Below are 12,923 nucleotides of genomic sequence, written 5' to 3' on the forward strand. Positions count from 1 at the left end.
CAGCCCGGACTACCCTTGTGAGTGAACCATTACAAGGAGACGGCCATGACAAACAATCCTCCCGATACCCGTATTATCCCCGGCGAGTATGGTTTCCCGCTCAAACTTAAACCCCGTTACGACAACTACATCGGCGGCCAGTGGGTTGCCCCGGTTGGCGGCCAGTACTATGAAAACCTCACCCCGGTAACCGGCCAGCCGCTGTGCGAAATCGCCAGTTCAGGCAAGGCCGACATCGACCTGGCGCTGGACGCCGCCCACGCAGCCAAAAAGGGCTGGGGGCAAATGTCCGTGCAGGAGCGCGCGACTATCCTGCTAAAAATTGCCGACCGCATGGAGCAAAACATTGAGCTGCTGGCGACGGCGGAAACCTGGGACAACGGCAAACCGATTCGCGAAACCAGCGCCGCCGATGTACCGCTGGCTATCGATCACTTCCGCTACTTCGCCTCCTGCATTCGTGCCCAGGAAGGCGGCATCAGCGAGGTGGATAATGACACCGTGGCCTATCACTTCCACGAACCGCTTGGCGTAGTGGCGCAGATTATCCCGTGGAACTTCCCGCTGCTGATGGCAAGCTGGAAAATGGCGCCGGCGCTGGCGGCAGGCAACTGCATCGTACTGAAACCCGCGCGGCTGACCCCGCTCTCCGTACTGCTGCTGATGGAACTGGTTGGCGACCTGCTGCCGCCGGGCGTGGTTAACGTGGTGAACGGCGCGGGCGGCGAAATAGGTGAATACCTGGCAACCTCCAAACGCATCGCAAAAGTGGCGTTTACCGGCTCCACCGAAGTTGGGCAGCAGATCATGCAGTACGCCACTCAGAACATCATCCCGGTCACGCTGGAGCTGGGCGGCAAATCCCCGAACATCTTCTTCGCCGACGTAATGGAAGAGGAAGACGCCTTCTTCGACAAGGCGCTGGAAGGCTTTGCGCTGTTCGCCTTCAACCAGGGCGAGGTCTGTACCTGCCCGAGCCGCGCGCTGGTACAGGAATCTATCTACGAACGCTTTATCGAGCGGGCCATTCGCCGGGTGGAAGCCATCCGCAGCGGTAACCCGCTGGACAGCCGCACCCAGATGGGTGCGCAGGTGTCTCAGGGGCAGATGGAAACCATCCTCAACTACATCGACATCGGCAAGAAAGAAGGCGCGGACGTGCTCACCGGCGGGCGCAGAAAAGCGCTGACCGGCGACCTGCAGGCGGGCTACTACCTTGAGCCGACCATCCTGTTCGGTAAAAACAACATGCGCGTGTTCCAGGAAGAGATCTTTGGGCCGGTGCTCGCCGTCACCACGTTTAAAACCGTGGAAGAGGCGCTGGAACTGGCGAACGACACCGAATACGGCCTGGGTGCGGGCGTGTGGAGCCGCAACGGCAGCCTGGCGTACAAAATGGGGCGCGGCATTCAGGCCGGGCGAGTGTGGACCAACTGTTACCACGCGTACCCGGCGCACGCAGCGTTCGGAGGCTACAAACAGTCCGGGATCGGGCGCGAAACCCATAAGATGATGCTGGAGCATTATCAGCAGACGAAGTGCCTGCTGGTGAGCTATTCCGATAAGCCGCTGGGCCTGTTCTGAGGATTGACCCTCTCCCTGCCAGGGAGAGGGGATAGATTACGTACTGTTCTGCCTGTTGTTTTCCCCTCGCCCCTTTGGGGAGAGGGCTGGGGTGAGGGGAAAATCTAGCACAGCCGCTCAGGATGCGTATAAACCGTCGCCCGTCCGGGCCGGTTAAAGCCCACCAGCGTGAGATTTGTCCGCTGCGCCACTTCGACCGCTAATGAGGTCGCCGCAGACACCGCGAACAGGATTTCAATGCCGCACATCGCGGCCTTCTGCACCATTTCATAGCTCGCACGGCTCGACACCAGCGCTGCGCCGTTGTGCCACGGGTTACGGCTGCGAACACCGAGCATTTTATCCAGCGCCACATGGCGGCCTATATCTTCGCGCCCGTCCAGGATCTGCCCTTCAGGATCGAGCCATAACGCCGCATGAGTACAGCCGGTTAGCTCGCCGACGGGCTGGTAATCGCGCATTTTTTTCAGTGCTTCGTCCAGGTTTTCCAGGGTAAACGTCTGGGTAAAAGGCAGCGGCGGCACCGGGCGGCCAATGTCGTTTAACTGCTCGACACCGCAAACGCCGCAGCCGGTTCGCCCGGCCAGCGCCCGGCGGCGCTCTTTCAGCCCCATAAAGCGGCGGCTGGACAGCTCGATCTGGACTTCAATACCGTTGCAGGACGGCGACACGTCCATCCCGTAAATTTCCGCGGGGCTTTCAATGATGCCTTCGGACAGGGAAAACCCGAGCGCAAACGCTTCGAGGTCTTTGGGGGAAGCCATCATCACAACGTGTGAAATACCGTTGTAAACCAGCGCGACGGGGACTTCCTCCGCCAGCCAGTCTGTTTCGGCTACGGTGAGATTGCCCCGGTGCCACAGCTCAACGGTATTCGCGCCTGCGATCTGCGCCACGCTTTCTTTTTCAGAGTGGTGAAATTTGTTCACTTTGTTTTAACCATTCGAGAACACCCTCAGTACCAATGTGGTATTCTACTTAATACCCCTTCCGGATGAAGGGAAGTAAGCCATCAAAATCTATACTGGTTCCAATTGTGAACCTTTGCGGGTAACCCCGCAAAAAATAAATCCTAAGCAATGTGAAATGTCGAAATGTAAGGAGCGATCCATGCAGGTCAGCAGAAGGCAGTTCTTTAAGATCTGCGCTGGCGGTATGGCAGGCACCACGGCAGCAGCACTGGGTTTTGCCCCCGGCGCTGCGCTCGCGGAAACCCGGCAGTACAAGCTGCTACGCACCCGTGAAACCCGTAACACCTGCACATACTGCTCCGTGGGCTGTGGGCTATTGATGTATAGCCTCGGCGACGGCGCAAAAAACGCAAAAGCCTCAATTTTCCATATCGAAGGTGACCCGGACCACCCGGTAAACCGCGGCGCGCTGTGCCCGAAAGGGGCCGGTCTGGTGGACTTCATCCACTCCGAAAGCCGCCTGAAAACGCCTTCTTACCGCGCGCCAGGCTCCGATAAATGGCAGTCAATCAGTTGGGACGATGCCTTTGACCGCATCGCGAAGCTGATGAAAGAAGACCGCGATGCCAACTTCATCGAAAAGAACGAACAGGGCACCACGGTCAACCGCTGGCTCTCCACGGGGATGCTTTGCGCCTCCGCATCCAGCAACGAAACCGGCTATTTAACCCAGAAATTTTCCCGCGCCCTCGGCATGCTTGCCGTGGATAACCAGGCGCGTGTCTGACACGGACCAACGGTAGCAAGTCTTGCTCCAACATTTGGTCGCGGTGCGATGACCAACCACTGGGTTGATATCAAAAACGCCAACCTCATCGTGGTGATGGGTGGGAACGCGGCAGAAGCGCATCCGGTGGGATTCCGCTGGGCGATGGAAGCCAAAATTCACAACGGCGCGAAGCTGATTGTGATCGATCCTCGCTTTACACGTACTGCTTCGGTGGCGGATTTCTACACGCCTATCCGTTCCGGGACCGACATTGCTTTCCTGTCGGGCGTCCTGCTGTACCTGATAAACAACAACAAATTCAACCGCGAGTACGTCGAGTCTTACACCAACGCCAACCTGATTGTGCGTGAGGACTTCGGCTTCGACGACGGCCTGTTCACCGGCTACGACGCGGCAAACCGCAAGTACGACAAAACCACCTGGAACTACGAGCTGGATGAAGAAGGCTTCGCCAAACGCGACCTGACGCTTCAGCACCCGCGCTGCGTGTGGAACTTGCTGAAAGAGCATATTTCCCGCTACACGCCGGACGTGGTCACCAGCATCTGCGGTACACCGAAAGAAGACTTCCTGAAGGTGTGCGAGTACATCGCCGAAACCAGCGTGGCGGATAAAACCGCGTCGTTCCTGTACGCCCTGGGCTGGACACAGCACTCCATTGGCGCGCAGAACATCCGCACCATGGCGATGATCCAGCTGCTGCTCGGCAACATGGGGATGGCAGGCGGCGGCGTCAACGCCCTGCGCGGCCACTCCAACATTCAGGGTCTGACCGACCTCGGCCTGCTTTCCACCAGCCTGCCGGGTTACATGAACCTGCCGAGCGAAAAACAGGTGGATATCGACAGCTATCTGGCGGCCAACACGCCGAAACCGCTGCTGAAAGGCCAGGTGAACTACTGGGGCAACTACCCGAAATTCTTCGTCTCGATGATGAAAGCCTTCTTTGGCGACAAAGCGACGAAAGAAAACAGCTGGGGCTACGACTGGTTGCCGAAGTGGGACAAAGGCTACGACGTGCTGCAGTACTTCGAGATGATGAGCCAGGGCAAGGTCAACGGCTATCTGTGCCAGGGCTTTAACCCGGTGGCCTCGTTCCCTAACAAGAACAAGGTCGTGGCCTCGCTCTCGAAGCTGAAGTTCCTGGTCACCATTGACCCGCTGAACACCGAAACGTCCAACTTCTGGCAGAACCACGGCGAGATGAACGACGTTGATCCGTCGCAAATCCAGACCGAGGTGTTCCGCCTGCCGTCCACCTGCTTCGCGGAAGAGAACGGCTCCATCGTCAACTCCGGGCGCTGGCTGCAGTGGCACTGGAAGGGGGCGGATGCGCCAGGGGAAGCGCTGAACGACGGCGAAATCCTCTCCGGCATCTTCACCCGCCTGCGCCACATGTACGAACGCGACGGCGGCAAAGTACCTGAGCAGGTGCTGAACATGACCTGGCAGTACCTGACGCCGGACAACCCGGCACCGGAAGAAGTGGCCATGGAAAGCAACGGCAAAGCGCTGGCAGACCTGATTGACCCGGCCACCGGCGCGGTGCTGGTGAAAAAAGGGCAGCAGCTCAGCTCCTTTGCTCAGCTGCGCGACGACGGGACAACGTCCAGCGGCTGCTGGATCTTCGCCGGGAGCTGGACGCCAGACGGCAACCAGATGGCGCGCCGCGACAACGCCGACCCGTCAGGCCTGGGCAACACGCTCGGCTGGGCATGGGCGTGGCCGCTTAACCGCCGCATTCTGTATAACCGTGCCTCCGCCGACCCGTCGGGTAAACCGTGGGATGAAAAACGCCGCCTGATCTCCTGGGATGGCGCGAAATGGGGCGGCATCGACGTGCCGGACTACAGCACTGCCGCACCGGACAGCGGCGTCGGGCCGTTTATCATGCAGCCGGAAGGGCTGGGTCGCCTGTTTGCCCTCGACAAGATGGCAGAAGGGCCGTTCCCGGAACACTACGAGCCGTTTGAAACGCCGCTGGGTACCAACCCGCTGCACCCGAACGTCGTCTCTAACCCGGCAGCTCGCGTGTTTAAAGATGACCTGGAAGCAATGGGCACGCACGACAAGTTCCCGTATGTCGGCACCACCTATCGTCTGACGGAGCATTTCCACTACTGGACCAAGCACGCCCTGCTGAACGCCATCGCGCAGCCGGAGCAGTTTGTCGAGATTGGCGAAAAGCTTGCCAACAAACTCGGCATCGCCCACGGCGACACGGTGAAGGTCTCCTCCAACCGCGGCTATATCAAGGCCAAAGCGGTGGTGACCAAGCGTATTCGCACGCTGGACGTTCACGGTCAGAAGGTCGACACCATCGGGATCCCGATTCACTGGGGTTACGAAGGCGTGGCGAAGAAAGGCTTTATCGCCAACACCCTGACGCCGTTTGTCGGGGATGCCAACACGCAAACGCCGGAGTTTAAGGCGTTCCTGGTCAACGTGGAAAAGGTGTAACGGAGACGAATTATGGCTTATCAATCTCAGGACATTATCCGTCGTTCCGCCACTAACGGCTTCACGCCCGCGCCTCAGGCGCGGGATCACCAGCAAGAGGTCGCCAAGCTTATCGACGTCACCACCTGCATCGGCTGTAAGGCCTGCCAGGTGGCGTGCTCGGAGTGGAACGACATCCGTGATGAAGTGGGGCACAACGTCGGGGTGTATGACAACCCGGCGGACCTGACCGCCAAATCCTGGACGGTGATGCGCTTCTCGGAAGTGGAGCAGAACGACAAACTGGAATGGCTGATCCGCAAAGACGGCTGTATGCACTGCGCGGATCCGGGCTGCCTGAAGGCGTGCCCGTCGGAAGGGGCTATTATTCAGTATGCCAACGGCATCGTCGACTTCCAGTCAGAACAGTGCATCGGCTGCGGCTATTGCATCGCCGGCTGCCCGTTCGACGTGCCGCGCCTGAACCCGGAGGACAACCGCGTCTACAAATGCACCCTGTGCGTAGACCGCGTCACCGTGGGCCAGGAGCCTGCATGCGTGAAAACCTGCCCGACCGGGGCGATTCATTTCGGCTCGAAAGAGGATATGAAGACCCTCGCCGGCGAGCGCGTGGCGGAACTGAAAACCCGTGGTTACGACAACGCAGGTTTGTACGATCCGGCAGGCGTTGGCGGGACGCACGTGATGTACGTGCTGCACCATGCGGACAAGCCGACGCTGTATCACGGCCTGCCGGAGAACCCGTCCATCAGCCCAACCGTGAAGTTCTGGAAAGGCGTCTGGAAACCGCTGGCCGCCATCGGCTTTGCGGCAACCTTTGCCGCCAGCGTCTTCCACTACGTTGGGGTCGGCCCGAACCGTGCCGATGAAGAGGACGATAATCTGCACCATGACGACGACGAGGTGCGTAAATGAAAAAGCAACCGACCATTCAGCGCTACAGCGCGCCGGAGCGCATCAACCACTGGATCACCGCCTTCTGCTTCGTGCTGGCGGCGGTGAGCGGACTGGGCTTTTTCTTCCCGTCCTTCAACTGGCTGATGGGCATTCTCGGCACGCCGCAGCTGGCGCGCATCCTCCACCCGTTCGTTGGGGTGGTGATGTTCGCCTCGTTTATCATCATGTTTTTCCGTTACTGGCACCACAACCTAATCAATCGGGATGATATCTTTTGGGCGAAGAATATTCGTAAGATCGTCGTCAACGAGGAAGTGGGAGACACCGGGCGCTATAACTTCGGCCAGAAATGCGTGTTCTGGGCGGCGATTATTTTCCTGGTGCTGCTGCTGGTGAGCGGCGTGATTATCTGGCGTCCTTACTTTGCGCCAGTCTTCCCTATTCCGGTTATTCGATTTGCGTTAATGCTGCATTCATTTGCCGCGGTAGCGTTAATTGTGGTTATCATGGTGCATATTTACGCCGCCCTTTGGGTAAAAGGCACCATCACCGCGATGGTGGAGGGCTGGGTTACCACGACGTGGGCGAAGAAACATCACCCGAAATGGTACCGCGAAGTCCGCCAGAAACAGGAAAAGTCATCTGAATGAGTATTCGCATAATCCCGCAAGATCAGCTGGAGAAGAGCGAGAAACGCACGGCGGAAGTGATTCCGCCGTTATTATTCCCCAGGCTCAAAAATCTCTACAACCGCCGTGCTGAACGCCTGCGCGAGCTGGCTGCCAGCAACCCGCTGGGCGACTATCTGCGCTTTGCCGCGCTGATTGCCCACGCGCAGGAAGTGGTGCTGTACGACCACCCGCTGGAGATGGATTTAACCGCCCTGATTGCCGAAGCAGCCAAAACCGGCAAGCCGCCGCTGGATATTCACGTCCTGCCGCGTGACCCGCACTGGCAGCGCCTGCTGCAGTCGCTGATTGCCGAGCTTAAGCCAGAAATGGACGGCCCGGCGTTAGCGGTAATTGAAAATCTTGAAAAGGCTTCATCCCAGGAGCTGGAAGAGATGGCCACCGCGCTATTCAACGCCGACTTCGCGTTAGTCAGCAGCGACAAAGCACCGTTTATCTGGGCTGCGCTGTCGCTCTACTGGGCGCAAATGGCGACACTTATCCCCGGCAAAGCCAAAGCCGAATACGGCGAACAGCGCCAGTTCTGCCCGGTTTGCGGCTCGATTCCGGTTTCCAGCATGGTGCACATCGGCACCACCAACGGCCTGCGTTATCTGCACTGCAACCTGTGCGAAACCGAATGGCACGTGGTGCGCGTGAAGTGCAGCAACTGCGAGCAGACCCGCGACTTAAACTACTGGTCGCTGGACAGTGAACAGGCGGCGATCAAAGCCGAAAGCTGCGGCGACTGCGGCACCTACCTGAAAATTCTTTATCAGGAAAAGGACCCGAAAGTGGAAGCCGTCGCCGACGACCTGGCCTCGCTGGTGCTCGATGCCCGCATGGAGCAGGAAGGCTTCGCCCGCAGCAGCATCAACCCGTTCTTATTCCCTGGCGAAGGGGAATAAAACTGCCCTACCGGCCAGCCTTCACTGGCCGGTTATTTTTCCCGGCAATCAGCCACGCTTAATCATCTGCACCACCTGATCGCTTTGGATCTGATGCTCCACGCCCTGCGCGTCGTAGTAACGCGTCAGCCCGGTTTGCTTGTCCAGCTCCGGCTTGCCTTTGGTCACGATCATTTCGCCGGTTTTCGTCGACCTCACGTAGCTGCTTGAACAAGCCACCGCCGACAGCGCAGCCACACTCACCAGCATCATCCCGAAAAATTTTTTCATTTTTGCCAACCCGTTATTGTTTTAGACGCCGGATTGTAGCTGGATGAAATGCAACCGGTTGTTAACGAGTATTGCTGCTGATCAAAACGGCCTGGTTCTTTTTTGGCTGAATCATCGTTACCGCCACATGTTTGCCAGGCGGATTTCTGATACAAGTTGTGCAGAATGAAGCCCGGCAAACCCCGCTGGAACGAGCAGCTTATGGGCCGTTAGATTGATTTGGTGAATAATTTCACTTTAGGCGCAGCATATATTCTTACTGACCCATTGGGTAGCAGTAGGAAACCCGGTATACTACGCCCCGCCTCCATGTAGCAATGCAGGCGCGGAAGGTCGTCGTCTCCGGTGAGGCGGCTGGACTTCAACTCCAGTTGGTGCCGCCAGCGGCGCCGGGCAGGTTCGACTCCTGTGACTTTCCGCCATCTATCATTCGAAATTATTTCTATTTTCCTTTAATTACAATAAAATAATCATCATCCCCGTCTGTATAAATCCTGATTCATTTGCCAGAACACATGAAAAATGTGCCGACATTACTAGCTGACGGTTATACCAAATAATGGGGGCAAGTCGGTCTAACTAAGACTATGGGATGATTTGTATACGTGTCATCTATTTATTTCAGTAAGTTGCATTATTGATGGAAGTTGCTTGATAGCTCTAGAGTCACAATCAATTTAATTTCTCACAGATTTAAACCATTTAACGACTAAACCACCAGTAGCACTTATTCATTGTTATTCAAATTAGTTCACAACTACTACATGTAGTGTTTCTACTTCCAATTTATAACTAAATGTAGAAAAATTTGATAATTCATCAACATCACCTTGCTAAAAATAATTTTTAGAGTAAAGATTTAGGTAGTTGATTGAAAAAAAAATGTGATGTAAGTATAATCGTCCGGCCTTTGCGTGAGGCAATGTTAAGGAAAATACTATGATTTACTTATTGAAGGCTGCAGAAAAAGAAGAAAAATTTGTAGAACGTATTGAATCTACGAAACCCTCTGCGTCTTTTAATAAAGTAGAAAACTTAGCAGAACGAAAAAATTTATTAGAAATGAATAAAGCATTAAAAAAAGTTTTATCCGCAGCGTCAAAAATCAATTGGTAATTTATAATTATAAAAATAAACAGAATTAGAGTAGGTTATTTTATTTTTAAAACACCAGATAAAATTATTATTTAAATTCTCTGGAGAGCTCACATGGCAGAGTCAGCTGAAAATATTATTCCTGTGCATCAATGGGTAGAATATGATAAATCAGATAGTATAAATGATATTAAAGGCAGGCGTTCTCAAGAACTGATAATTGGTTTGTGTGGAGCTATTGGTTCGGGTATTAAAACCCTCAAAGAACAAACTATACTGTGCTTAAAACAAAATGGTTATCGTGTAGAACACGTCAGAGTAAGTGATCTTATTGCAGCAATTACTAAGGTCAGTACAACAACTCTTAACAGCTTTGATAGATACAATAAATTACAAGATCTGGGAGACAATTTAAGAGAAAATCATAAGAACTTTATTTGTGCTGAACTGGCTATATTGGAGATCCAAGTTTTAAGAGAAAAAATTTATGGCACGGATAATCCAGAGATCACTAAAAATACTAAAAAGACCGCTTACATAATTGATCAAATAAAGCATCCAGAAGAAGTAGAGCTTTTGAATCAGGTTTATAAGAATAACTTTTATCTAGTCGGGTTGTTGCGCACAGTAGCCGAACGTATACAAAACTTGCGGGATGAAGGTATCAAAGAAGAAGATGTCAAAAAAATAATTGAGCGGGACAGGAAATCATTAAATAAATTTGGTCAGCAAGTTGAAGAAACCTTACAGCTTTCTGATTATTTTATAAAAAATCTTGATACAGAGGTGATGAAAAAGTCAGTTCTTAGATTCATAGACCTTATTCACGGAGCTAATAATATTACTCCATCAAAAGATGAGTCAGGTATGTATGCTGCATACTCAGCTTCTTTAGGATCAGCTTGCCTTTCTCGTCAGGTAGGAGCATCCATAATGGATGTTGCCGGCAACATTATTGCTTCAGGAAGAAATGATGTTCCACAATACGGCGGAGGGCTTTATACTTCCGAAAGCAAAAAAGATAGAAGATGTTTTAATAAAAATGGATGCCATAACGATAAACACAAGGCTCTTTTAAATAAAGAAATAGCGGGAATTTTACAACAATTTAATCTATCTGATGCAGGAATAATTGCAGAAAAAATAATGAAAGAAACTAAAGCAAAATATCTAATCGAATATTCTCGTGCAGTACACGCCGAGATGGATGCTATAGTTTCATTAGCTAGGAACACAAACATGGGCACAACTGGTAATACTTTATATTGTACAACCTATCCTTGCCATGTTTGCGCTCGCCATATAGTTGCAGCAGGCTTAAAACGCGTAGTTTACATTGAGCCGTATGAAAAAAGTCTTGCATTGCAATTGCATGATGACACTATTTGTCAAACTGATCAAAGTCCAGCACCTGATAAAGTCCTGTTTGAGAATTTCGAGGGAGTTGCGCCAAAAAGGTATGCTAAATTCTTTGGATATCATAGAAAAAGAAAAGATTACCAAGGAAAACCAATAACTTACAGTATCGAAGAATCTTATCATGTTGATACACAATATCTTGATAGCTACTCAGATTATGAATCCAAAGTAGTACAAAATGTTAAAGGAAAATTCCAATTATAGGATTGACTTAATCATTAACATTTAAAGAGATTATTTCCTAAAATGCGTATAAGTAGTAATTAAATTTGAAAAATAATTTATGAGACTCTATACCTTCACTTGCATAATTAATTAAGTGCAATTGAGGGTGTCAATAAAACTCTGAAAATTAAAATATTTATATTCATAGAAATAAATACCAATCAAAGACTCTATTACCCCCGCTAATATTGAACCAAACTCTCTTTAATTCCTCTCTTCAATGCTTTTGGAATCTACATATTTACGAAAATTAAATTTATATTTTCTATATAAAATATTGAAAAGACCACAGCCTTAGAATAAGATAGTTAATATTTTATTTTTATGAACTTATAATAATGAATAGAGAAATATGCTTTTGCTGGTGGAATACAGGATTAGTTCCACCACTAACGAAAAAAATCAATAAACCTTTTGATACAGTGAAATCTCAGCGGGTTGAAGATGTCGTCATTCATTTAATGGAAAAAACTGCGATAGACATATTAATACTAGCTGAGGTATCCCATAGCTGTCTCTCTTTTTTAGAAAAATTAGCTGAGACAGTCCATATGGAACTAATTACATCGACAGAGAAAGTAGGGAGAATAAATTTCGACATAGCAATCCTTTACGAAAAGACAAAACTTCAATTTTTAGAGAAAGAAAACTTAGTTCCAGAAACTGCGTCTGGGAGAAAATTACGCTGTGGCACACGTTTTCTTTTTCAAGAAAATATATCACATGAAAAACTAACACTATTTGCTTCTCACTGGCCAAGTAGACTTCACAAAAGTGAAAAGAGAATAACCCTTGGTCAAAAATTAAGAGAAAACATTGATTTTATTTATAATAAGAAAATAGATAACGTGATTCTAATCGGTGATTATAATGATCAACCATTTAGTCCATCAATTGTTGAAGGATTAGAAGCGACAAAAGATATTGATATGGTAAAAAGAAAAAGAAAACTCCTATATAATCCATTCTGGCGACATTTAGATAAAAAAAACGAATCCCATCTATTTTCAGGAAGTTACTATCATAAAAACAATGATATAGATAAATGGTTTACTTATGACCAAATGATGTTTTCTTCTTCATTTTTAAATGATAAGATAGGCACATGGAGGCTTGACATAAAGAGCTCTCACTTTCATTCTGATAGCATATCCAAAAATGAAATAGGTTTTGATTTCCTCTCATTTTTTGATCATGTTCCCATTTATAGTAAGATACATAAAATATGAATGATAAAAACGATATTAACTTAACTGATCTAATAAAAAAACAACTGGAGAAGGTTAATTCTCTTTTTAACGAAAAGAATATTATTGAGAATGAGATAAAAAATACGTTTTCGATCATTGGAAGCTTAATGAAAGAAGAAATAGCCTTCCATTTTGAGAAAGAAATAGATCGCTATGATGATGAAGTTACCACTCTATATGCTAGTCCCAAAAATAGTAAATCAAAGTATATAATAATATCCTATGACTTTGACAATAACTCTATATTTCCTATAAAAATCATAGACTATAGTGATAACTCTTGGCTTTGCAACAATGCAAATGACGTGAAAAGAGCATTATCCAGTATGATATCAGATGACCAATTTATGATAAGGCTTCTTGCAATATCAAAAGAATCAAATTCAGAAAAGAACATTGATATATTTGATGACAATATACCTTTTTAAATTTATTCGTAAGTATAA

At 50.0% G+C, this 12,923-nt stretch carries 11 protein-coding genes and 1 tRNA gene; 10 read left to right on the plus strand and 2 right to left on the minus strand.

Going from position 1 to position 12,923, the window contains the following annotated elements; all coding sequences use genetic code 11:
* Nucleotides 1-45 precede the first annotated feature (45 nt).
* Nucleotides 46-1,584 (plus strand): aldehyde dehydrogenase family protein, encoded by a 1,539-nt coding sequence (locus tag LH23_RS04355; protein WP_039288822.1) that lies wholly within the window; start codon nt 46-48, stop codon nt 1,582-1,584.
* 104 nt (nt 1,585-1,688) lie between these two features.
* Here LH23_RS04355 and fdhD read toward each other — a convergent pair whose 3' ends face one another.
* Entirely contained in the window at nt 1,689-2,513 is an 825-nt protein-coding gene (gene fdhD, locus LH23_RS04360) for a formate dehydrogenase accessory sulfurtransferase FdhD (protein WP_039288825.1), read from the minus strand.
* 181 nt (nt 2,514-2,694) lie between these two features.
* On the opposite strand from fdhD, the gene fdnG reads away from it, so the two are divergent.
* The 4 genes from fdnG to fdhE are packed head-to-tail and all read left to right on the plus strand — an operon-like array spanning nt 2,695 to nt 8,218.
* The gene (fdnG, locus tag LH23_RS04370) at nt 2,695-5,745 is read left to right on the plus strand and encodes a formate dehydrogenase-N subunit alpha (protein ID WP_156107008.1); all 3,051 of its coding nucleotides are present in this window, start codon (nt 2,695-2,697) and stop codon (nt 5,743-5,745) included.
* 12 nt (nt 5,746-5,757) lie between these two features.
* The gene (gene fdxH / locus LH23_RS04375) at nt 5,758-6,660 is read left to right on the plus strand and encodes a formate dehydrogenase subunit beta (protein WP_008458719.1); all 903 of its coding nucleotides are present in this window, start codon (nt 5,758-5,760) and stop codon (nt 6,658-6,660) included.
* A complete protein-coding gene (gene fdoI / locus LH23_RS04380) occupies nt 6,657-7,292 on the plus strand; it encodes a formate dehydrogenase cytochrome b556 subunit (RefSeq protein WP_039288836.1) in 636 nt (211 codons plus the stop codon). The genes fdxH and fdoI overlap by 4 nt, the downstream gene beginning before the upstream one ends.
* A complete protein-coding gene (gene fdhE, locus LH23_RS04385; RefSeq protein ID WP_008458723.1) occupies nt 7,289-8,218 on the plus strand; it encodes a formate dehydrogenase accessory protein FdhE in 930 nt (309 codons plus the stop codon). The genes fdoI and fdhE overlap by 4 nt, the downstream gene beginning before the upstream one ends.
* A gap of 48 nt (nt 8,219-8,266) precedes the next feature.
* Here fdhE and LH23_RS04390 read toward each other — a convergent pair whose 3' ends face one another.
* The gene (locus tag LH23_RS04390; RefSeq protein ID WP_039288839.1) at nt 8,267-8,488 is read right to left on the minus strand and encodes a YgdI/YgdR family lipoprotein; all 222 of its coding nucleotides are present in this window, start codon (nt 8,486-8,488) and stop codon (nt 8,267-8,269) included.
* 327 nt (nt 8,489-8,815) lie between these two features.
* Here LH23_RS04390 and LH23_RS23905 point away from each other — a divergent pair.
* From LH23_RS23905 to LH23_RS04405, 5 genes are all read left to right on the plus strand, one after another.
* Nucleotides 8,816-8,910 (plus strand) — tRNA-Sec (locus LH23_RS23905).
* 517 nt (nt 8,911-9,427) lie between these two features.
* Complete coding sequence (locus LH23_RS23910) at nt 9,428-9,604, plus strand: hypothetical protein (RefSeq protein WP_156108012.1); 177 nt, start codon at nt 9,428-9,430, stop codon at nt 9,602-9,604.
* 93 nt (nt 9,605-9,697) lie between these two features.
* Nucleotides 9,698-11,206, plus strand: a complete 1,509-nt coding sequence (locus LH23_RS04395; protein ID WP_039288841.1) for an anti-phage dCTP deaminase — start codon at nt 9,698-9,700, stop codon at nt 11,204-11,206.
* Nucleotides 11,207-11,565: 359 nt separating this feature from the next.
* A complete protein-coding gene (locus LH23_RS04400; RefSeq protein WP_156108013.1) occupies nt 11,566-12,456 on the plus strand; it encodes an endonuclease/exonuclease/phosphatase family protein in 891 nt (296 codons plus the stop codon).
* Nucleotides 12,453-12,905, plus strand: a complete 453-nt coding sequence (locus LH23_RS04405) for a hypothetical protein (RefSeq protein WP_039288845.1) — start codon at nt 12,453-12,455, stop codon at nt 12,903-12,905. Before LH23_RS04400 ends, LH23_RS04405 begins: the two co-directional genes overlap by 4 nt.
* Nucleotides 12,906-12,923 lie beyond the last annotated feature (18 nt).

The organism is Cedecea neteri, from assembly GCF_000758305.1.
GTDB classification, from domain to species: domain Bacteria; phylum Pseudomonadota; class Gammaproteobacteria; order Enterobacterales; family Enterobacteriaceae; genus Cedecea; species Cedecea neteri_C.

Coding starts and splice junctions, on each gene's coding strand:
- LH23_RS04390 (WP_039288839.1), bottom strand. CDS start 8,488: ATGAAAAAATTTTTCGGGATGATGCTGGTGAGTGTGGCTGCGCTGTCG.
- LH23_RS04395 (WP_039288841.1), top strand. CDS start 9,698: ATGGCAGAGTCAGCTGAAAATATTATTCCTGTGCATCAATGGGTAGAA.
- LH23_RS04400 (WP_156108013.1), top strand. CDS start 11,566: ATGAATAGAGAAATATGCTTTTGCTGGTGGAATACAGGATTAGTTCCA.
- fdxH (WP_008458719.1), top strand. CDS start 5,758: ATGGCTTATCAATCTCAGGACATTATCCGTCGTTCCGCCACTAACGGC.
- LH23_RS04405 (WP_039288845.1), top strand. CDS start 12,453: ATGAATGATAAAAACGATATTAACTTAACTGATCTAATAAAAAAACAA.
- LH23_RS04355 (WP_039288822.1), top strand. CDS start 46: ATGACAAACAATCCTCCCGATACCCGTATTATCCCCGGCGAGTATGGT.
- LH23_RS23910 (WP_156108012.1), top strand. CDS start 9,428: ATGATTTACTTATTGAAGGCTGCAGAAAAAGAAGAAAAATTTGTAGAA.
- fdhE (WP_008458723.1), top strand. CDS start 7,289: ATGAGTATTCGCATAATCCCGCAAGATCAGCTGGAGAAGAGCGAGAAA.
- fdoI (WP_039288836.1), top strand. CDS start 6,657: ATGAAAAAGCAACCGACCATTCAGCGCTACAGCGCGCCGGAGCGCATC.